General features: G+C 63.0%; 17 protein-coding genes. 10 read left to right on the top strand and 7 right to left on the bottom strand.

Annotation, left to right across the window (positions count from 1 at the left end):
* Positions 1-177: 177 nt before the first annotated feature.
* Entirely contained in the window at positions 178-1,431 is a 1,254-nt protein-coding gene (gene icd, locus ACPWMG_RS16390; protein WP_483300544.1) for an NADP-dependent isocitrate dehydrogenase, read from the top strand.
* A 46-nt stretch (positions 1,432-1,477) separates the two neighbouring features.
* Here icd and ACPWMG_RS16385 read toward each other — a convergent pair whose 3' ends face one another.
* Both ACPWMG_RS16385 and ACPWMG_RS16380 read right to left on the bottom strand, forming a co-directional pair.
* Complete coding sequence (locus ACPWMG_RS16385) at positions 1,478-2,227, bottom strand: helix-turn-helix domain-containing protein (RefSeq protein WP_483300543.1); 750 nt, start codon at positions 2,225-2,227, stop codon at positions 1,478-1,480.
* Positions 2,109-3,830, bottom strand: a complete 1,722-nt coding sequence (locus tag ACPWMG_RS16380; RefSeq protein ID WP_483300542.1) for a methyl-accepting chemotaxis protein — start codon at positions 3,828-3,830, stop codon at positions 2,109-2,111. The genes ACPWMG_RS16385 and ACPWMG_RS16380 overlap by 119 nt, the downstream gene beginning before the upstream one ends.
* A 373-nt stretch (positions 3,831-4,203) precedes the next feature.
* Here ACPWMG_RS16380 and ACPWMG_RS16375 point away from each other — a divergent pair, with 373 nt between their 5' ends.
* The 5 genes from ACPWMG_RS16375 (at position 4,204) to ACPWMG_RS16355 (ending at position 11,066) form a co-directional block, all read left to right on the top strand.
* The gene (locus ACPWMG_RS16375) at positions 4,204-5,631 is read left to right on the top strand and encodes a PAS domain-containing sensor histidine kinase (RefSeq protein WP_483300541.1); all 1,428 of its coding nucleotides are present in this window, start codon (positions 4,204-4,206) and stop codon (positions 5,629-5,631) included.
* 28 nt (positions 5,632-5,659) lie between these two features.
* Complete coding sequence (locus ACPWMG_RS16370; RefSeq protein ID WP_483300540.1) at positions 5,660-6,301, top strand: response regulator; 642 nt, start codon at positions 5,660-5,662, stop codon at positions 6,299-6,301.
* A gap of 198 nt (positions 6,302-6,499) precedes the next feature.
* Positions 6,500-8,341: a putative bifunctional diguanylate cyclase/phosphodiesterase gene (locus tag ACPWMG_RS16365; RefSeq protein ID WP_483300539.1), complete on the top strand. Its 1,842-nt coding sequence runs from the start codon at positions 6,500-6,502 to the stop codon at positions 8,339-8,341.
* A gap of 184 nt (positions 8,342-8,525) precedes the next feature.
* Positions 8,526-8,900 (top strand): hypothetical protein, encoded by a 375-nt coding sequence (locus ACPWMG_RS16360; protein WP_483300538.1) that lies wholly within the window; start codon positions 8,526-8,528, stop codon positions 8,898-8,900.
* Positions 8,901-9,233: 333 nt separating this feature from the next.
* Positions 9,234-11,066: a hypothetical protein gene (locus ACPWMG_RS16355; RefSeq protein ID WP_483300537.1), complete on the top strand. Its 1,833-nt coding sequence runs from the start codon at positions 9,234-9,236 to the stop codon at positions 11,064-11,066.
* Between the two features lie 42 nt (positions 11,067-11,108).
* On the opposite strand, the gene ACPWMG_RS16350 is transcribed toward ACPWMG_RS16355, so the two are convergent.
* The 3 genes from ACPWMG_RS16350 to ACPWMG_RS16340 all read right to left on the bottom strand — a co-directional run bounded on the left by ACPWMG_RS16350 (position 11,109) and on the right by ACPWMG_RS16340 (position 13,595).
* The gene (locus tag ACPWMG_RS16350; protein ID WP_483300536.1) at positions 11,109-11,999 is read right to left on the bottom strand and encodes an MBL fold metallo-hydrolase; all 891 of its coding nucleotides are present in this window, start codon (positions 11,997-11,999) and stop codon (positions 11,109-11,111) included.
* A gap of 75 nt (positions 12,000-12,074) precedes the next feature.
* Positions 12,075-12,719 carry an esterase gene (ypfH, locus tag ACPWMG_RS16345; RefSeq protein WP_483300535.1) on the bottom strand — a complete coding sequence of 215 codons (645 nt, stop codon included), beginning with the start codon at positions 12,717-12,719 and terminating at the stop codon, positions 12,075-12,077.
* Between the two features lie 24 nt (positions 12,720-12,743).
* Entirely contained in the window at positions 12,744-13,595 is an 852-nt protein-coding gene (locus ACPWMG_RS16340; protein WP_483300534.1) for a DODA-type extradiol aromatic ring-opening family dioxygenase, read from the bottom strand.
* A 120-nt stretch (positions 13,596-13,715) separates the two neighbouring features.
* Between ACPWMG_RS16340 and ACPWMG_RS16335 the strand changes: the two genes are divergently transcribed.
* From ACPWMG_RS16335 to ACPWMG_RS16325, 3 genes are read left to right on the top strand one after another with little or no spacing between them, the layout of a single operon-like run.
* Positions 13,716-14,639 carry a LysR family transcriptional regulator gene (locus ACPWMG_RS16335; RefSeq protein ID WP_483300533.1) on the top strand — a complete coding sequence of 308 codons (924 nt, stop codon included), beginning with the start codon at positions 13,716-13,718 and terminating at the stop codon, positions 14,637-14,639.
* On the top strand, positions 14,636-15,637 hold the full coding sequence (locus ACPWMG_RS16330; RefSeq protein ID WP_483300532.1) for an AraC family transcriptional regulator: 1,002 nt from the start codon (positions 14,636-14,638) through the stop codon (positions 15,635-15,637). Before ACPWMG_RS16335 ends, ACPWMG_RS16330 begins: the two co-directional genes overlap by 4 nt.
* 31 nt (positions 15,638-15,668) lie before the next feature.
* On the top strand, positions 15,669-16,856 hold the full coding sequence (locus tag ACPWMG_RS16325; protein WP_483300531.1) for an FAD-dependent oxidoreductase: 1,188 nt from the start codon (positions 15,669-15,671) through the stop codon (positions 16,854-16,856).
* Positions 16,857-16,870: 14 nt separating this feature from the next.
* On the opposite strand, the gene ACPWMG_RS16320 is transcribed toward ACPWMG_RS16325, so the two are convergent.
* Positions 16,871-17,809, bottom strand: a complete 939-nt coding sequence (locus ACPWMG_RS16320) for a LysR substrate-binding domain-containing protein (RefSeq protein ID WP_483300530.1) — start codon at positions 17,807-17,809, stop codon at positions 16,871-16,873.
* Positions 17,810-17,889: 80 nt separating this feature from the next.
* Here ACPWMG_RS16320 and ACPWMG_RS16315 point away from each other — a divergent pair, with 80 nt between their 5' ends.
* Positions 17,890-19,287 (top strand): MFS transporter, encoded by a 1,398-nt coding sequence (locus ACPWMG_RS16315; RefSeq protein WP_483300529.1) that lies wholly within the window; start codon positions 17,890-17,892, stop codon positions 19,285-19,287.
* Here ACPWMG_RS16315 and ACPWMG_RS16310 read toward each other — a convergent pair.
* Positions 19,175-19,708, bottom strand: a complete 534-nt coding sequence (locus ACPWMG_RS16310; RefSeq protein ID WP_483300528.1) for an Lrp/AsnC family transcriptional regulator — start codon at positions 19,706-19,708, stop codon at positions 19,175-19,177. The two genes, ACPWMG_RS16315 and ACPWMG_RS16310, sit on opposite strands and share 113 nt — an antisense overlap.
* Positions 19,709-19,712 lie beyond the last annotated feature (4 nt).

Genomic DNA, 19,712 nt, shown 5'->3' with positions numbered 1-19,712 from the left:
GCGAGTTGACAGCTTTACGAAAATTCACGTGGCACCCAAGCGACCCGGTTTCGATGGGCACGCCGGGCGCTGAAATCCACCTAAGACTAGAATCTTTCGGCCCTTGCGCTAATCCCACAAACAACCCACAAACAAGAGTGCATGCTGACGGCTTGCACCCACCGGAGAACATTTTTCATGTACCAGCACATCCAAGTACCGGCTGAAGGTCAGAAGATCACGGTCAACGCCGACAAGACGTTGAACGTGCCCGATCAGCCCATCATCCCCTACATCGAGGGTGACGGTACCGGACGCGACATCACCCCCGTGATGCTGAAAGTGGTGGACGCTGCAGTGGCCAAGGCCTACGGTGGCAAGCGCAAGATCCAGTGGATGCAGGTGTTTGCCGGTGAAATGGCCACCAAGATTTACGGCCCCGACGTGTGGCTGCCCGAAGAAACCCTGCAAGTTGTGCGCGAGTACCTGGTGTCCATCAAGGGCCCGCTGACCACGCCTGTGGGCGGCGGTATCCGTTCGCTCAACGTGGCGCTGCGCCAGGAGCTGGACTTGTACGTTTGCATGCGCCCGGTGCAGTACTTCAAGGGTGTGCCGTCGCCGTTGAAAGAGCCTGAGAAGACCAACATGGTGATCTTCCGCGAGAACTCGGAAGACATCTACGCCGGCATCGAATACGAAGCCGAGAGCGAGAAGGCCAAGAAGCTCATCAAGTTCCTGCAGGATGAGATGGGCGTGAAGAAGATCCGCTTCCCCAACACCTCGGCCATCGGCATCAAGCCGGTGTCGATCGAAGGCACGGAGCGGCTGATCCGCAAGGCCATTCAATACGCCATCGACAACGAAAAGCCCAACGTCACCATCGTGCACAAGGGCAACATCATGAAGTTCACCGAAGGTGGCTTCCGTGACTGGGCCTACGCGCTGGCGCAAAAAGAGTTTGGTGCCGAACTGATCGACGGCGGCCCATGGTGCCGCCTGAAGAGCCCGAAGACCGGCAAAGAAATCATCATCAAAGACGTGATTGCCGATGCCTTCTTGCAGCAAATCCTGCTGCGCCCCGCCGAGTACAGCGTGGTGGCCACGCTGAACCTGAACGGCGACTACATCTCGGACGCGCTGGCCGCGCAGGTCGGCGGCATTGGCATTGCGCCGGGCGGCAACATCTCCGATACCGTGGCCATGTTCGAAGCCACCCACGGCACGGCGCCCAAGTACGCCGGCAAAGACTACGTGAACCCCGGCTCGGTCATCCTCTCGGCCGAGATGATGCTGCGCCACATGGGCTGGATCGAAGCCGCCAATCTGGTGATCAAGTCGCTCGAAGCGTCCATCCTCTCCAAAAAGGTGACCTACGACTTTGCGCGCCTGATGGAGGGCGCAACGCAGGTGAGCTGTTCCGGCTTTGGCCGCGTCATGGTCGAAAACATGTGATGCCCGGGTAGCCTCGAACTTGTTCGGGGCTACTTCTGTATCGGCGTCATGCCTGCGCCACGCCTTGCCCCGCGCGTTGCAGCCGCTCGGTGCTCACCACCCGCACGTGGCGCTTGTCGACTTCCAGCACGCCGTCTGCGGCCAGCTTGCTGAAGATGCGGCTCACAGTTTCGATCTTCAGCCCCAGGTAAGAGCCGATCTCGGCGCGCGACATGCGCAGCACCAGCTCGGTGGCCGACAGCCCCCGCGTGTGCAGGCGCTGCAGCAGGTTGAGTAGAAACGACGCCACACGCTCCTCGGCGCTCATGCGCCCCAGTAGCAACATCACCCCGCGCTCGCGCACAATTTCGCGGCCCATCACCTGGTAGATATGGCGTTGCAGCGGCGCGATTTCGCGCGCCAGGATTTCCATCTTGCTGAACGACATGGCGCAGACCTCAGCGTCTTCCAGCGCCACTGCTGTGCACGCGTGCTGGCCGGTGCCAATGCCGTCGAGCCCCAGCATCTCGTTGGCCATCTGAAAGCCGATGATCTGGTCGTGGCCCTCAGGTGTGGTGTGTGTGGTCTTGAAGAAACCGGTGCGCACCGCAAACAGCGAGCGGAAGTTCTCGCCTTCCTGGTACAGCGTGGCGCCGCGCCGCACACGGATGCGCTGCGTCACCAAACCGTCCATCTGCTCAAGCTGCGCGCAGCTCAGGCCGACGGGCAGGCAGCGCTCGCGCAGGTTGCATTGGGAGCACGCGATGTGGGTGGGCGGATTTTTCACGTTGGTTCCTTGCAGCGATGGAGACGGCATAGAGCGAAACGGGTTCTGCGTGGGCAATCGACGCAACCGGGGCTTCGGTGATTTGGAATACAGACACGGCGTTGTGCAGCGCTTTGGCACTGCCGGTGAGCGATGCGGCAGCGGCCGCCGACTCTTCCACCAGCGCGGCGTTTTGCTGCGTGACACCGTCGAGTTGCGTCACGGCTTCATTCACTTGCGAAATGCCTTGTGATTGCTCGTGCGCGGCGGCGGTGATCTGCTGCACCATGTTGCCGACTTGCGATACCGATTGCATCACCTCGTGCAGCACGCTGCCCGCGCTGTTGATGCGCTTCGTGCCTTCCACCGTGCGCTGTTGCGCCTGGCCAATCAGTAGCCGAATCTCTTTCGCGGCCGACGAGCTGCGTTGCGCCAGGGCGCGCACTTCGGTGGCCACCACGCTAAAGCCCCGGCCTTGCTCGCCAGCTCGGGCCGCTTCAATGGCAGCGTTGAGCGAGAGGATGTTGGTCTGGAACGAAATGCTCTCGATCAGGTCGCTGATGTCGCCAATCTGGCGCGACGATTGTTCGATGGCCGCCATGGCTTGGCCTGCGTCTTCCACGGCTTGTTCGCCGCGTTGTGCCAGGGCCGTGCTTGCTTCGCTCTGGCGGCAAACTTGCTCGGCCGTGTCGGCGCTTTGGCGCACGGTACTGGCCAGTTCTTCCATCGACGCGGCGGTTTCTTCCAGGTTGCTGGCTTGGGTTTCGGTGCGCTCCGAAAGGTCCAGGCTACCTTGAGCGATTTCGCCGGCCGAGGTGCTAAAGCCTTCCATCTCGCGCCGCACGTCGCCCACCACGGCGCGCAGGTTCACCTGGATTTGGGTGAGCCGGCGCATCAAGCCGCCCAAGGGCTGCGGGTGGTTCAGGCGGGCGCGGCTGGTGAGGTTGCAGGCCGACAGCTCCCCGGCAAAACGCACGGCATCGGCCAAGCCGCTGCTCAGCTTCAGGTGGAACCAGGCCAGGGCCGAAGCCAAGCCCACGCTCAATACTGCCGCGCGCGCAGCCAGGGCTTGCGCGCCTTGCCAGCCCAGCACGTCGGGCAGCAGCGCCAGACCTGCGACGGCGAACACCAGCGCTGCAAGCCAGGCCGTCAACGGCGCGCCGCGCAGCCGCTGTGGCCAGCCCTGCACGCCGCGCCGGTGCACCGCACCTTCGTTCAATACCAGCGAGGGGCGCGTGCTGTGCTTTTCACGGTTCAACTGGTCGTACAGCTTTTGCGCTTCCACCACCTGGGCCCGGCTGGGCTGTACACGCACCGACATATAACCCTTGGGCTTGCCGCCTTCCATGATGGGCGTGACGTTGGCCTCGACCCAATAGTAGTCGCCGTCCGCGCGCCGGTTCTTCACCATGCCGGTCCACGGCTGACCACGGCCGATGGTGCGCCACATGTCTTTGAAGGCCGCCTCTGGCATGTCGGGGTGGCGAATGAGGTTGTGCGGCTGGCCGATCAACTCCTCGTAGCTGAAGCCCGAGGTGGTCATGAAGGCTTCGTTGCAGTGGGTGATGTGACCCCGGGTGTCGGTGGTCGACACCAGCAGATCGGTGGCGGGGAAGAGATACTCGTTCTGGCTCACGGGCAGGTTGGTTTGCATGGCAACATCCTTTGGTGCACACGTGGTGTGTGCTGATGAGGACTGTAGGTTTGCGCCTACAAAAACACTGTCAGGAGTTCTTGACTGGCGCTGCGGGGAGACTTGGCTGCGCGCATCGACTTCGCTTGAAACGTATGCTTATGGAATGCGGGCCCGCACCGATGAACCAAACAACGGCGCATAGAATCATTTCGTCCCGGGCGGCGCACTCTGCGGCCCGGTGGCATGCGAGGTGCATAACCAAATCTGACTGGAACGATGAATGCCCCCGAGCGACACAAGTCCACCCCCAGGCGCCCCTTCGGTGCGTGATCCTGCCTTAATCTCCCCTCCGTCACCCGATTTGCCGGACAGCGGCGCCTGGCTTTCCGCCATGTTCGAGTCGGCTATGGACGGCATCGTCGCGGTGGATGAAAACCAGACCGTCATTTTGTTCAACCAGGCCGCCGAGCGCATGTTCCGCTGCACGGCAGCCTCAGCGCTGGGCCAGTCGCTCACACGCTTCATTCCCCAGCGTTACCGGGTGCAGCACCAGGGCCACATGCAGGCCTTTGGTGCCACGGGCGTGACCGCGCGGCGCATGGGCAAGCTGGGGCCCATCAGCGGTTTGCGTGCCGATGGTGAAGAGTTTCCGATCGAGGCCTCCATCTCGCATGTGGCGGTGAACGGCAAGCCGCTCTACACCGTGATCTTGCGTGACGTGACCGAGCGCGTGCGCGCCGAGCAACGTGTGGCCGAGCACCAGGCCACCTTGGCCGCCATCATCGACGCGGCGAGTGATGCCGTGGTCAGCACCGATGCGCTGGGCACGATCACGCTGTTCAATCCGGCGGCCGAGCGCATTTTTGGCCGCTCTGCGCAAGCCATGTTGGGCCAGCCGCTAGAGGCCTTGATGCCGCAGCGCTACCGCAGCCGCCACGGCGGCGATCTGCAGGGGTTTGCCCAGTCGAACGTCACGCGGCGCGCCATGGGAGCAGGGCGGGTGAAAGGGGTGAACGCGCAGGGCGATGAGCTGGAACTGGAGGCGTCGATCTCGCAGGCCACGGTGAACGGCAAGCTCACGCTGACGGCCATCTTGCGCGACGTGACCGAGCGCGTCAGGGCCGAGACGGCCTTGCTCAAGTACCAGTTTGAATTGTCTGAGCTGACGCAACTGCTCATGACCCAAGAGAAAATCACCACCCGCCGTTTGGCGCAAGCCTTGCACGATCAGCTAGGCCAAACGTTGACGGCTATTCGTTTGTCGTTTGACCTGGCCAGTGCAACGGCCGCCGCAGCAGCACCCCCGCCGTATGCGCCCAGCCGTCATGTGCAACACCTCAGCGACTTGATCGACCAGGCGATCCGCGAGGTGCGTCAGGTCTTGGTGGATTTGCGCCCGCCGCTGCTCGACGACAACGGCCTGGCCGCCGCACTGGAGAACGAAGTGCGCACGCGCAGCCGGGCGCCGCTAGGCTTAGACCTTTTGCTCGAAACTGAGCCCGAAGTATTCGACCTGCGCTGGCCGGCCGACGTGGAATATGCCGCCTTCATGGTCGCGCGCGAAGCGCTTGGCAACGCCATTCACCACGCCGGGGCTTCGTTGATCCGTGTGGTGTTGACGGGTGATGCCCAGTCGTTTCAGCTTGAAGTGCTGGACGACGGGCGCGGCCTGGCCGCAGACGCCGCACGCGACAAGCCTGGCCACCTGGGCATGGTGGGCATGCGCGAGCGTGCATTGGCCATGGGCGCGCGGTTTACCGTGCAAAGCCCGGCGGAAGGCGGCGTGGCGGTGCGCCTGTCGTGGGCGCAGGCGAATTGAAGCAAATTGATTTGACTGAGATGGAACGATGACTTCTTTGTACCTGGTAGACGACCACCAAATGGTGCGCGAAGGTTTGCGCGCGGTGCTGCAAGCCGCTGGCCACCAAGTGGTGGGCGAAACGGCAGACCCGACCGAAGCCGTGGCCGACCTGGCGCGGTGCCAGCCGCAAGTGCTGTTGCTCGACTTGAGCCTGGGTGGGCGCTCCGGCATGGAGGTGCTGGTGGAAATTCAGCGCCGCGCGCTCACGGTGCGCGTGGTGGTGCTCACCATGTCGGCGCAGCCGCAGCATGTGGCCGAGGCTTTGCGCTTGGGCGCTTCGGGCTACGTGCTCAAAGGCGCGCCTGCCAGCGAAGTGCTGCGCGCCATTGACGCCGTGGTGCTGGGCAAACGCTACCTGGGCCAAGAGGTGGCCGACCTGGCCGTGCAGGCCCTCACAGGCGATGCGGGCAGCGACCCCTTTGCCACGCTGTCGCCACGCGAGCGGCAAATTGTGGCGATGGTGGTGCGCGGCCAGTCCAGCGCGGCGGTGGGCCGCGAACTGCATTTGTCGCCCAAGACCATCGACACCTACCGCAGCCGCCTCATGGCCAAACTCGGCGTGGGCGACGTGACCGCGCTGGTGCGGCTGGCCATGCGCCATGGTTTGGTGGAAGACGACGGCGCTTAAGTTCTTCCTCCCTTTTTCTTCTCTTTTTTCTCGCGTTCTCCTCTCGAAAAAGCATCTTTGACGCGGACGCCCCACGGGCAGAATCAAGAGTTCCCCACAGACGTTAGCGCGCGCCTCTTTTAAAGTTTCCACCCGTGGTTTAAGCGGTTTTGTGCGGCACGTTGGGGCTGCCGCCCGAGCACACAGGTGGAGATGATATTGACGGTCAATGCAGACGAAGAACGCTCGGTAGAGCAGGCAAAACCCCGAGGCGATTTGACAGGCGTGGTGCTGCAAGCGCTGCAACAGGCGCCCGCGCCGATGGTACTCACCGATGCGCAAGGCGTGATCTTGCGGGTCAACACCGCGTTTGAAAACGCCACCGGATTCAGTGCCGATGAACTCGAAGGCGAGCGCCCCTCGAAGTTGCGTTCGGGCTTGCAAGGCCCGGCCTTTTACCGTGGTATGTGGCAGGGCCTGCTGCGCGATGGCCGCTGGCAAGGCGACGTGTGGAACAAGCGCAAGGACGGCAGTGTTTACCAGGAATGTCTGGGCATTGTGGCCTTGCGCGTGCCCGAGTCGGAAGAGACGTATTACCTCGGCACCTATAGCGGCCTGATCTCGCCGCTGGTGCTGCGCAAAAAGATGGCGCTGCACGGCGACACCGACCCCACCACCGGCCTGCTCAGTCGCAGCGCCTTGCTGGGCGCGCTGGAGCACATTCGCGACCAGGGCGCGCAAGTGCATGTATTGGTGCTGGATATCGATGGTTTCACGGTGCTGAACGAGCAGTTTGGCTTGGCGGGGGGCGATGCCATCCTGCGCCAGATGGCCGTGCGCTGCACCCAGGTAGCGGCGTCGCACACCAGCTCCAGCATCGTGGGGCGCGTGGGGCCGGATGAGTTCGCCATCGGCTTGGTTGTGCCCTCTGAGCACCGCGCAGGTAACCAGGGTGCGGACTGGATTCAGCAGTTTGCCAACCGTTTGAGCGCCGCCATGGCGCAGCCGTTTGAACTCAGCGGTGGCCGCAAAACGCTGATCAGCGTGAGCATCGGCTCGGCTTCCAGTGCACCGGCCGGTGCGCCCGGTTCGGGGGCGGCGGCAGAGACTTTGTTGCACGCCTCGTTTGCGCGGCAGCAGGCTGTGCCGGGCGACGGCGCTTTGCAGAAGTACGAGGCGCAAGCACGGCAGCGCCAGTTGGGACCCCGGCTGCGCGAGGCCGTGCAAAAAAACGAGATCGCCGTGGCCTACCAGCCCAAGGTTGATTTGAAGACCGGCGCGCTTGCCGGTGTGGAGGCGCTGGCCCGCTGGCGGCTGCCCGATGGCATGGCCGTTGCACCTTCCGAATTCATCCCGCTGGCCGAGCGCCTGGGCTTGATCGGCCGCCTGGGCGAATGTGTGTTGAACCAGGTCTTGGCCGACCTGGCGCACTGGGGCCGCGACGGCCTGGAGCAGCCCGTGGTGGCGGTCAATTTCTCGGCGCTGCAGTTCCATGGCGGTGATCCGGCGCAAGACCTGGCCGATGCCATTTCACGCTACGGCGTGCCGCCCGAATTCATTGAAGTGGAGTTGACCGAGTCGTTGCTCATCGGTGAGATGGAGACCGTGATGCAGTCGCTGCAGGCCATGCGCCACTTGGGCGTGCGGCTCAGCATTGACGACTTCGGCACCGGGTATTCGTCGCTGGCCTACCTGCGCCGTTTTCCGATTCAGTATTTGAAGATCGACCGGCAGTTTGTGACCGATATGCTGGAAGACCCCTCGGCTTGCGAAATCGTGCGCGTGATTGTGGAGCTGGCGCACCGTTTGGGCCTGCGGTGTATTGCCGAAGGCATTGAAACCGTGGATCAACTCGCGCTGCTGCGCGCCATGGGTTGTGATGAGGGCCAGGGCTACTTGCTGGCCAAGCCCATGGAAGGCGCTGCGCTCACCGCCCTGTTGGGCCGCCGCATGCCTTGGCACGGCTTGTTTGCGGCCATGCCGCCACATGCTGAGGCTGCGAAGGAAATGGGTTTTGCTGACCTGGATCAACTGAGCTTGGCAGAGCGCTGGGCACACTGAGATGTATGCGTCACCTTGCCCTTCCCGAACAACCCCCACGCCTTTGTGCACGCCTGGGTGTCAGGATTCTCGCCCCTTGGGATCGGAGAGGGCATGTTTTGACCAAAGTCTGTACGGAGGCGTTGTGCCCACTTCGGTGATAGGCGCAGGGCATAGCACCACATCGCGGCCATGTGTGCTCACTGTGTTTCCCCATCGCGAAGCCCGCGACCTGGTGCGCGAAGTGTGCGCCGCGCGAGTCCCGTCCCCCCGGGTACTGGATGCCGCTTCCCCGACCGATGCCGTGATGACCCTGCTGTCGACCGACGTTGACCTGGTGTTGGTTGACGTGGATGGCGCGGGCGAGTTGCTGGCGGCGCTGACGCGGCACGTGCAACGCTCCGCACCCGACGCGACCTTGGTGGGGTTTAGTGCAGGCTGCTGGCGTAGACCGCGGTCAGAGGAGCAGGAGATGCCTGACGCAACGGAGGCGTCGGGCCACGCTCGCCCGTGGAACGAACTGCCGGGTACCTTGTCACGCTGGCTGCAGCAGTGGCAATTGCATCGTGTGGATGGATGAATAGGCGGCTCAGAGCTGCGCTCCTACGGCGCTCATCTGCATAGCGAGAGTGCTTTGCGCACAGCGGCTCTTCAGGGTGCGCATGATAAGATTTACAAACCGAAGCAAGCGGCGCTGGTTCAGCCGCAACTCACCCGAATCCCTTCATTCACTGCGCGGTAACGCCTGTGTGCTTTTCTGAGTTTTCAGGTGTTTTTTCGGTGTTTCGTTCTCTTTGATCGCATGCGGTATCAACACGGCATCGCGGTATTCCTCATTTCTGAATACTGGGCTCGCTCCTGCCAAGCGAGGTCCCAGGTTCTCGTGCAACGTTTGCTGGAGCATTAAGCTGTCATGACTGGGCATCGTGTGCTGGTGGCGCTTTCTGCGCTTTGCAGCCTTCTATTTCTGCTGTGGGTTTTGTGGTTTTGCCGCTTCGGCGTGGACTTCAGAGACGAGGGCTTGTACTTCGTCTGGATGGCCAACCCCTTCAAGTACGACTTCTCGGTCACACAGTTTGGCTACCTCTATCACCCGTTCTTTGAACTGGTGGACCACAGCATCGTGGGCATCCGGCGGCTCAATTTGGTTTTTACGTTTGCACTCGCGTGGGTATTGGCTGATCGCTGTCTTCTCACGCGTGGCTTTTCGGGCACGCGCAGCGTTCGTATTACCTTGTCTGCGGGGTTGGCGGTTGCGTCGCTTTCTTTTTTGCATGTCTGGCTACCCACGCCAAGCTATAACTGGATGGCGCTGCAAGGCCTCATGATCACCTGTACGGGGCTGCTCATGAGCGAACGGGCACCACGCTACCAAGTACTTTTCCCGGTCTTGGTCGGTTTTGGCGGTTGGCTCACATTCATGGCCAAGCCGAGTACAGCGGCGGGTCTGGCGGTGTGTGCGCTGGTGTATCTGGTGATTTCTCGGAAGTTTGCCTGGAAGCCCATGCTTTTCACTGTGGCTGTGGCGGTGCTGCTTTTGTTGGGGATTGCCCTGGTGATCGACGGTTCTGTCCTGCGCTTCATTGAGCGATATCAAATCTCTATTCACATGGCGAAAGTCATGATGGGGCAAAACAACCCCATGTCCTTGCTGCCCAGGCTTGGCACACTGCGGCTCGACCCTGCGACGCGAGCCCAGATCATCGGCGGTGTCTGCGCCTTGGTGGTGCTCAGCGGACTGGCTACGCTGCGATCTCGCGCGGCTGCAGTTCTAAGCCAGTTAGGTATTTTGGTTTTGGCGGTGGCGACCCTCATGCTGATCTTCGGGCGTTTTCCGGCATTGCTCGGCATTGAGAATTACCGCGGATTGCTCGTCGGCATCATCCCGCTCGCCGCATTGGTTGTGCTGCCACTTCGGTGGTTGCAGAAAAGGCCTGCAGCATTGGGTATTTTTCCCGACGTGCTGTTGATCTTGGCCATGCCGGTGATCTATGTGCTGGGTACGTCCAACGACAACTGGTGGCAGATCAGCCATGCAACCCTGTTTTGGGCGCTTGCTGCCGCCATGCTGGCAGTCGTACCAAAGGCAGTGTCGGATTCAGCCACGGATTCGTCGTCAGTACCGACAGCGGCTTCCTGGCACTTGGCCCCGGTGCTGGCTATAGTGTTAGCCACTCAGTTCATTACCGCCGCGATTGTGCAAACAGGAATCGAAGCGCCTTATGGCCAGTCGGCTGGCTTGCGCAACCAGCATCAGCGCGTGACGCTTGGCTTGTCGGATGCGACTCTTAGGCTGACTCCAGGCTTTGCCAGTTACCTGAACGATGCGCAGCGTAAGTCGGCTGAGGTGGGCTTTGCGCCAGGAATGCCTTTGATTGATCTCACCGGGCGCTCGCCGTCCGTGCTGTATGCCATGCGCGCCAGCAGCACTGCTGGGGCCTGGTTGATTGGCGGCTACCCAGGCAGCGATCCGTTGGCTAGCGCCATGCTGGAGCGCACAAGCTGTGAGGAACTGGCGCGCGCCTGGCTCTTGTATCAACCTGTGGGGTCAACTGGTCTGTCACCAAAGATTCTTTCGGTTTTTGGCGCCGACATGGAGGCCGACTATGAAGTCGCCACCACCATCGTTTTGTCCGAGCGTTTCTTTGGCTCGCCGGAGCATTGGGTGCAACACCTGCTGAAACCCCGGCGCTCTCCGGAGGTCGCCGAGGCGGCTTGTGTCAAAGCGCGATCAGCCAAACCCTGAAACATTGCAGGGTTCGAGGGTTGAGGTTGATCGCTTTCTAGATCACTGAGGCCACTTCATCTCACCCTTGATCACCTTGGCGCTCAGCTCCAGCGAGCCAGGTTCGCCCAAGCTTGGATACGCGCTTTGCATCGCGCCGATCAGCGCAGCAGAGTCTTTGGCCTTGCTGGCTTGTGCCTCAAAAGTCTTCAGATAAGCGGCGGTGAATTGCACAGCAGCCAAACCTTTGGGTACTTCGCCCAGGTAGTGGCCCGGCACCACGGCTGTGGGTTTCAGCGCCTCGATGGTCTTCAACGTGGTTTGCCAGTTTTGGCGTGAAGCGGGTGTTTGTGTGTCGGCCACCCACACGTGGATGCCGCTGGAAACCACCACGCCACCGGCCACCGTTTTCAGCGATGGAATCCACACGTAGCTGCGTTCGGGGCTCGGGCCCTTCAAGCCTTTGATGTCCAGCGCTTGGCCGTCCACCAGGATGCGTTCGCCTTGCAGCACGGCGGGCAGCACCACCTTCTTCGGCGCGTTGTCTTTCAAGATCGGGCCCCAATAGCCCAGCTTGCCGTCCATGGATTCTTTGATGTGTGCCACGGTGGGCGCGGTGGCGACGATCTTGGCGTCTGGAAAAGCCGCCTGGATCACGTCCAGCCCAAAGTAGTAGTCCGGGTCGCTGTGGCTGATGTAGACCACGGTGAGTTTCTTGCCGCTGGCCTTGATCTTTTGCACCAGCGCCTCGGCATCGTTGCGCTGGAATTGCGCGTCGATCAACACCGCCTCTTTGGCGCCGCTGACGATGACGGACGTGACCGGGAAGATGGCTTTGTCGCCAGGGTTGTAGACGTCAAGTGTGAGCGGCGTGGCAGCATGGGCCACGCCAAGTGCGGCAGTTGCGAAAGCGAGGGTGGCGGTGGCGGTAGCGAGCAGGGTGCGGCGTTGCATGAAAAGGCCTTTGTTTTGAGAGAAGGCCTTGAGGATATGTTGCCTGGATCGATTGAAAAACCGCCGATCAATCAACTATTTGTTGCTTGATTCGGATGAATTGCCGTCCAGATGCTTGCCCAACAACGCCAGCATGGCCGGGTGTGGCTCGTGGCCCGCGCCGGGCACCAAGTCCAGCCTGGCCTTGGCTTGCAGGTGCTGCAGTCGCGCAAAGGCGTTCTGCGCTTGTGCGGCGGGCATGACCGGGTCAGCCGTGCCATGCAACAGGTGGATGCTGCTGCTGGGCTTGTGCAGCGGCAACTCGGCGTAGCGGCCGGCCATGGCGACCACGTGGCCTGCAGGCGGTGCATCGAGCTTGGTGGATTCAAGCGCCATGATGGCCCCTTGCGAAAATCCCACCAGCCAGGTGTGGCCGGCGTCCACCCCTGCCGCGCGCTGCCAGAGCTGCACCGTGGCCACAAAGCCGGGCATGGCGGCAGCCACACGGGCCAGCCGGTTTTCTTCGGTGATGCCGCGCACCGAAAACCACTGCAAGCCATTGGAAATATCCGACGGCTCTGGCGACGCCACACTCACCACAAAGGCGTTGCGGTCGCGCTGGGCAAACCATTGCGCGACGCCCACAAGCGACTGCGGCACGGAACCCACGCCGTGGGTCAGCAGCACCAGGGACGAGGCTGGCGTGGTAGGTTGTTGGACGATGATGGAGGCAGAGTGCATGGCTACTTTTTTCGGTTTGAATGGTTAGGCCGTCGCGGCTTCAGGCGTTTGCTGGGTTGCGCTGGCCAAGCCGGGCAACTCGCCAAACACATAACCTTCCATCGACAACACGCCGTAGGTCACGCCGCCGTCAATCACTTCCACCGGTTCATTTGCCGTGCTGGCTCCAATCGCTACCAACAACGGCAGGTAGTGTTCGTCCGATGGGTGTGCCCGTTGCGCGTGCGGCGCTTGGGTGCGGTAGGCCACCAGTGCGGCGGTATCAATCGCCACTGCGGCGCGGCGGATCCAGCGCACGAAGTCGAGCACATAGGGCTCTTGGTCGCCATCGAGCGTATGGCGAAACTCGTACAGGTTGTGGGTCAGGCTGCCAGACGCCAGGATCAACACGCCACGCTCGCGCAGCGGTGCCAGCGCACGGCCCAACTGCAACGCGCCTTCAGCGCTGATGTCCACCGGCAACGACAACTGAAACACCGGCACGTCGCCCTGCGGCAGCATGTGCATCAGCGGCACCCAGGCGCCGTGGTCTAGGCCCTGGTTTTCTTGCGCGGAAATGGGCAGGCCAGCGGCTTTGAGCAACTCCAGCGTTTCTTGTGCCACGGCGGGTGCTCCCTTGGCGGGGTAGTGCAGGCGGTACAGCGCTGATGGAAAGCCGCCGAAGTCGTGCACCGTTTCGGGCGCGACGGCGGTGCTGACGCGCAGGCCGCGTGTTTGCCAGTGTGGCGACACCACCAGAATGGCGCGCAGACCCTCTAGCTGCTGAATGCGCTCGCCAATGCCGCGCAGCAAGGGCCCGGCACGGCCAGGCTCCAGCGCAAACGTGGGGGCGCCGTGGGAGACAAAAATGCTGGGCAAGAGAGCGGTGGTGGACATGGCAGTTTCCTCGGTGGGGGAGCAGATGGCGTCTTGGACGCGATAGGAATGAACTGTAGATGTCTCGACCTGCGAGATAAACACCGATACTCGGCACATATTGTTTTGAAATTCGAGACGATGGACATTCTCCAAGCCATGAAAACCTTTGTCGCCGTGGTCGAGGCGGGCAGTTTTGTCGGCGCCATCGACATGGTGGCGCTCTCCAAGCCGGCCATCTCGCGCCACATTGCCGACCTGGAGCAGCGCCTGGGCGTGCGGCTGCTGCAACGCACCACGCGGCGCCTGTCGCTCACCGATGAGGGGCAGCTGTATTACCAGCGCTGCAAAGAAGTGCTGCAGGCGGTGGACGAGGCCGAGGCCGAAGCGGGCTCGGCCACGGGCCAGGCGCGCGGCCGTTTGCGCATTGGCGCGCCGCAGACCTTTGGCACCTTGTACCTGGCGGCGCTGTGGGGGCGTTTTGCGGCCGAGAACCCGCAGGTCACGCTGGACATTTTGTTGTCCGACAGCCTTGTCGACTTGGTGGAGGATGGCTACGACCTGGTGGTGCGCATCGCCCACATGCGCGACTCGGCGCTGGTGAGCCGCGTGCTGGCGCACACGCGCATGGTGCTGTGTGCCTCGCCGCCGTACCTTGAAAAACACGGCACGCCCCGGCACCCGCACGAGCTGGCGCAACACGCGGTGGTGTCGTACAGCAATTGGTCGTTGGGCGACGTGTGGCGTTTCGAAGGGCCGGCTGGTGAGGTGACCGTGCGCACCCATTCGCGCATCTATACCAACAGCGGCGACACCTGCCGCGCGGCGGCCTTGGAGCACCAGGGCATCATCTTGCAGCCCGACTTCTTGGTGCACGCCGACTTGCGCAGCGGCGACTTGGTGGAGCTGATGCCCGAGTTCAACGCGGGCCAGATGGCCATCCATGCGGTGTACCCCACGCGCAAGCAGTTGCCGCTGAAGGTGCGGCGCCTGGTGGACTTTTTGGTCGACGCGCTGCGTGATCCGCCGTGGAGCGCCGACGCTGCGGATGGGGTGGCGCCATGAGCCGAGACAACACTGCTAGCGACCTGATCGGCCTGGTGCTCGGCACCCTCAGAACCGAGCGCGCCACCACCGCGCGCTTCACGCTCTCTGCGCCCTGGGCGCTGCGCTCTGAAGGGGTAGAAGGCCTGTTGATACGCGTGAGCGTGGGGGCGCCGTACTGGATTCAGACCGATGGTGCCGAGCCGGTGCTGGTGCAACCCGGCGACATTGTGCTGCTGCCACAAGGCGCGCCACACGTGGTGGCGTCGGCCCTGGGTTTGCCGCAAGTGCCCTTCAGCGGACTGCTGGCGCAACACATGCAGGGCGCGCATGGCGACCACCCAATCAGCTTTGCGCATGGCGAAGCGAGCGGCGCCGTCACAGACCTGTTCTCTTTGCACCTATGGATGCCGCAGCACCAAGGCGTGTCGCTGTTGTCGTGGCTGCCGCCGTTGTTGCTGTTGCGCGCCGCCGATGTGGCGACCACGCGCAGCTTGGCGCTGGCGACCCAAGCCTTGGTGGAAGAAACGCTGGCGCAAAGCCCTGGCTGGCAATTGGCTACCGCGCGTTTGGCCGACCTGTTGTTGGTGCACGTGCTGCGGGCGCATTTACATGGGGACGTGGGTGGGCAGGGAGCGCAGGGTGCGCAAGGCTGGCTCGCCGGCATTCGCGACAAGGCCATTGGCAAGGCCTTGGCGCAGATGCATTCCAACCCCGAGCTGCCGTGGTCGGTGGCGAATTTGTCGCGCGTGAGCCACCAGTCGCGCTCGGTGTTCAGCGAACGTTTTCTGGAACTGATGGGCAGCACACCCATGCGTTATCTGGCCAGCGTGCGCATGGGCATTGCGCGTCAGCAGTTTGACCAGGGCGTGGACGACGTTTGGCGCGTGGCGCAAGACGTGGGTTATGCCTCGGAGAAAGCGTTTGCGCGTGCGTTTGAGCGCTGGTCGGGGCACACACCCAGCCAGTACCTGAAGTTGCGGACGAACAGTTCCCACACTCGGCGTTCCAAGGGTTGAGCTTGGCGAGAGGCGGCTGAAGAATGGCGGCATGAAAACCACTTCTTCCGTTCCCCCCAAAGTCTTGATCGTGGGCGCTGGCATTGCGGGTTGCTCTGCGGCCATCGCGCTGGCCCAAAACGGCTGGGCCGTTTCCGTCATTGAAAAACAGCCGCAATGGCAGTTCCAAAGTTCTGGCATTTTTGTTTACAGCAACGGCCTGGCGCAGTTCGCGCAGTTGGGGGTGATGGACGAGCTGGTGCGTGCCGGGTTCCCCATCCCCACCGGGCGCAACGTGTACCTCGATGCGCAGGGCCAGCCGATTGTCGACGTGCTCTACCCCAACGTGGGGCCGCACGGCACGCCGCCGATTCTGGGCGTGAAACGCGCTGAAATGCACCGTGTGTTGTCCACGCGGCTGCAAGGGTTGGGCGTAGACGTGGCACTGGGCACATCGGTGGCGGCACTGGTGCAGCAGCACGGCGCGGTGGAGGTCACTCTGTCGAGCGGCCACACCGAAACGTTTGACTTGGTACTGGGCGCCGATGGCATTCGCTCCGCCATCCGCGCCATGTTGTGGCCCGAAGTGCAACCGGTGTATTCGGGCCTGGGCGTGTGGCGCAGCGTGCACCGCCGCCCGCCAGAACTGGTCGACAAAATCATGATGATGGGCGTGGGCAAACGGCTGGGCATCATGCCCATTTCGGACGAGAAGCTCTATATCTTCGGCACCATAGCCGAGCCTAAAAGCGCCTGGTTCGACCGAGCCGATTGGCCCGCCACCATGCGGGCCAAGTTCGCCGAATTTGGTGCGCCGGTGCGGCAGTTTCTCAACGAGATTTCGGCAGAGTCGGAGGTGCTCTACACCGCTGTGGAGGAGGTCATCATGCCCACGCCGTGGCACCAAGGGCGCGTGTTGTTGATTGGCGATGCGGCACATGCGTCTACGCCGTTCATGGGGCAGGGCGGCGCGATGGCGGTGCAAGACGCGGTGGTGCTGGGCCAACTGTTGGCGGATCACGGCGCTGAGCATGCGAATGTGCCGCTGGCCCTCAAAGCTTTTGAGCAGCGCCGCGCGCCGGTGTGCCAGTTTGTGCAAGACGCTTCACGCCGCGTGGGCCAGGCGGGGGCGGTGGAAGACCTGGCCGCTTATCAAAAAAGCATACAAGCCATGCCGCAAACGGCGCAGGCGCATGTGGATTCTTTTTACCGCGAACTTCAGCGTGTGAATAGCGCGTGAATATCGCGTAAGGCCTAGATTGAAACATCGCCCAAGTGCGCCGCCATCGCTTCGCGCAGCAAGTCGGCCAATCGGGCCACGGGCGGCTCGGGCTCAGCTTGGGCGCGGTACATGGCCAAGGCCAACGACGGCAATGCGGGCAGGCGTGTGCCGCTGCGGTCAAGCACACGCACGTGGGCGGGCAAACCAAAGCGTGTGCGCACCGACAAACCCAGCCCCGCCGATGTGGCCGCCCACAGCGCGGCCAGGCTGGTGCTGGTGAAGGCGTGGCGCCATGCAATGCCGCTGCGGTCCAGCGTGTGCGTGACCACATCGCGGAGCGGGCAGGGGGCATCCAGCAGCACCAGCGGCAAAGGTTCTTTCGCCTTGCGCGGGCCGGCACCGCGTTGCTGCTGCGCCCACCAGGGGACATCCAGCGCTTCAGGTGAGGCGGGGCCGATCCACTGCAGCGGGAGGCGAGCCAAGCGTTCACCTTGCGCCATCGACGCTTTGCCCTCTACCTCCCAGACCAAGGCCAGGTCGAGCGCACCCAAGTCCAGACGTTCGCGCAACTCGGCGCTGCGCGCCACGCAGGCTTCGATGCGCACCTTGGGGTGCGCACGTGCAAAGCGGCCCAGCACGCCGGGCAACACGGCCTCGCCCAAGTCTTCCTGCAGCCCCAGGCGCACCCAGCCTTCAAGGTCGGCGCCGCGCATGGCGGCAGCGGCTTCGTCGTTGATCTCCAGCAGGCGGTGCGCGTAGGCGAGCATGGTTTCGCCCGCATCGGTCAGCTCCAGGCCACGGCCTGCCTTGCGCAACAGGGGAGTGCCGGCCTGCATTTCCAGCTTCTTCAACTGGGCGCTAATAGCCGACGTGGAACGCCCCAGTTTGTCGGCCGCACGTGCGTAGCTGCCCAGCGCCACGCCGGTGGAAAAGCTGCGCAGCACGTCAAGGTCGAACATCACTTGGGTCATCAAACCATCCTGTTTTTGGGGACTGTGGGTCAAATATTATCTGATTTTCAAAACAGTGGCGGCGGCTGAAAATTTCGCTCATGACTGTTTTAAACACTACGCCACCCCCTCGTTTACCAAGCCAACGCTGGAAAGTCCTCGCCGCTGGCGTGGCCGCCAACGCTGCTTTTTCTACCGCCTTCAGCGGCATTCCCATGACCGCTGTGCTCATGCGCTCCGGCTACAGGCTGGACAACGCCACCCTCGGCTTGGTGCTCGGGCTGATGGGTTTGGGCATCGCCATCAGCGAACTGCCCTGGGGAATGTTGACCGACCGCTGGGGCGACCGCCCGGTCTTGCTCACAGGCCTGGGCGCCACGGCGCTGGCGCTCTTGGCGATGGCGCTGTTCGCGGCACCAATGCATGGCCAGGTGCCGGGCTTGGGCGTGTTGGGCACCGGCCTGTTGCTGGTAGGGCTGCTGGGCGGCAGCGTCAACGGTGCCAGCGGGCGCGCGGTGATGGGCTGGTTTGCCGATGGCGAGCGCGGCTTGGCGATGAGCATTCGGCAGACCGCCGTGCCACTGGGCGGTGGCCTCGGCGCCGTGCTGTTGCCCGCAGTCACCTTGCACTTTGGCTTTGCGGCGATGTACGGCTTGTTGGGCGCACTGTGTTTGCTGAGCGCCTTGCTGGTGATACTGTGGGTGCACGAGCCACCGACGCTGGTGCACATGGCGGCCACATCAAGTGCCAAGGTGGCGGCCCGCAACGGGCCGCTGCACGATGCGCGTGTGTGGCGCCTGGTGGCCGGCATCGGCATTTTGTGTGCACCGCAATTTGCGTTGCTGACCTTCGGCACGGTGTTTTTGCAAGACTTTGGCGGCGCTGGTTTGGCCGTGATCAGTGCAAGCATGGCCACGCTGCAAGTTGGCGCCATGGTGATGCGCGTGTGGAGCGGCCGCTGGACCGACCGCCGCAAGAACCGGCCGGCCTACCTGCGCGCGTGCAGTTGGCTCAGTGTGGCGCTGTTCGCGCTGTTGGGCGCGGTGGCGGGGTCGGGCCACGTCTTCAGCGATGGCGGCATGGCGGGGCGCGTGGGCTTGGTTGTGCTGCTGGTGGCCTGCGGCGTGTGTGTGTCTGCCTGGCATGGCGTTGCTTACACCGAGCTGGCCACGCTCTCGGGTGCGGGCCGTGCGGGCACGGCGCTGGGTATGGCCAACACCAGTGTGTTCATCGTGTGTTTTCTGACGCCGCTTTGCATTCCGCATCTGCTGGCATTCCAGGGCTGGCCGCTGGTGTGGTTTGCGGCCAGCGCTTGTGCGGTGCTGGCGGCGCCGTTACTGCAACCGGCCAAGCCTCACGGGCTTGGTCGCTGGCTTAGGCTCAGGTTTATGCGCGTGGAGGCCCGTCACTTTGCGCCGCCGTGCCTGGCGGGGCAAGCAACTGTTCCAGCGGCAGATCCAGCCCCACCTTCACGCGGTCCATGGCCACCAGCGTCTTGAAGCGTTTGACGTTGTTGTTCTGGAAGAACAAGGCGCGGGTCAGCTCGGTGTACTGGCCCATGTTCTGCACCGCAAAAATCAACACAAAGTCCCACTCGCCCGCCACGTAGTAACACTGCTGCACCTGCGGGCAGGCGCCGAAGCTGCGCTTCATGGCGTCGAGCAGGTCGATGCGTTCGCTCTCCACCTCCACCTGGGCAATGACGGTCAACTCCATGCCCACGGCGCTGGGGTTCACCACCACTGAGAACTTGTCGATCACGCCTTCATCCGCCAGCCGCTTGATGCGCCGGTTGACTGCGGCCGACGACAAACCGATTTGCGCGCCCAGTTCGGCCTGCGATTGGCGCGCGTCGTGCTGCAGGTGGGACAGCAGCTTGAGATCAAACGGGTCGAGTGGCGTTGGGGGTGAGGTTGGCATTGAG

Origin of the sequence: Hydrophilobacter chitinilyticus (assembly GCF_049860745.1) — a bacterium.
GTDB lineage: Bacteria > Pseudomonadota > Gammaproteobacteria > Burkholderiales > Burkholderiaceae_C > Rhodoferax_B.
The sequence above is the reverse complement of the archived record's forward strand: the minus strand, read 5'-3'. Positions and strand labels throughout refer to the sequence as shown.

Bases quoted from the DNA above. Each gene is read 5' to 3' on its own strand.
- ACPWMG_RS16320 (WP_483300530.1), bottom strand. From the start codon at position 17,809: ATGACCCAAGTGATGTTCGACCTTGACGTGCTGCGCAGCTTTTCCACC.
- ypfH (WP_483300535.1), bottom strand. From the start codon at position 12,719: ATGCACTCTGCCTCCATCATCGTCCAACAACCTACCACGCCAGCCTCG.
- ACPWMG_RS16370 (WP_483300540.1), top strand. From the start codon at position 5,660: ATGACTTCTTTGTACCTGGTAGACGACCACCAAATGGTGCGCGAAGGT.
- ACPWMG_RS16330 (WP_483300532.1), top strand. From the start codon at position 14,636: ATGAGCCGAGACAACACTGCTAGCGACCTGATCGGCCTGGTGCTCGGC.
- ACPWMG_RS16350 (WP_483300536.1), bottom strand. From the start codon at position 11,999: ATGCAACGCCGCACCCTGCTCGCTACCGCCACCGCCACCCTCGCTTTC.
- ACPWMG_RS16385 (WP_483300543.1), bottom strand. From the start codon at position 2,227: ATGCCGTCTCCATCGCTGCAAGGAACCAACGTGAAAAATCCGCCCACC.
- ACPWMG_RS16355 (WP_483300537.1), top strand. From the start codon at position 9,234: ATGACTGGGCATCGTGTGCTGGTGGCGCTTTCTGCGCTTTGCAGCCTT.
- ACPWMG_RS16340 (WP_483300534.1), bottom strand. From the start codon at position 13,595: ATGTCCACCACCGCTCTCTTGCCCAGCATTTTTGTCTCCCACGGCGCC.
- ACPWMG_RS16325 (WP_483300531.1), top strand. From the start codon at position 15,669: ATGAAAACCACTTCTTCCGTTCCCCCCAAAGTCTTGATCGTGGGCGCT.
- ACPWMG_RS16315 (WP_483300529.1), top strand. From the start codon at position 17,890: ATGACTGTTTTAAACACTACGCCACCCCCTCGTTTACCAAGCCAACGC.
- icd (WP_483300544.1), top strand. From the start codon at position 178: ATGTACCAGCACATCCAAGTACCGGCTGAAGGTCAGAAGATCACGGTC.
- ACPWMG_RS16310 (WP_483300528.1), bottom strand. From the start codon at position 19,708: ATGCCAACCTCACCCCCAACGCCACTCGACCCGTTTGATCTCAAGCTG.
- ACPWMG_RS16380 (WP_483300542.1), bottom strand. From the start codon at position 3,830: ATGCAAACCAACCTGCCCGTGAGCCAGAACGAGTATCTCTTCCCCGCC.
- ACPWMG_RS16335 (WP_483300533.1), top strand. From the start codon at position 13,716: ATGGACATTCTCCAAGCCATGAAAACCTTTGTCGCCGTGGTCGAGGCG.
- ACPWMG_RS16375 (WP_483300541.1), top strand. From the start codon at position 4,204: ATGTTCGAGTCGGCTATGGACGGCATCGTCGCGGTGGATGAAAACCAG.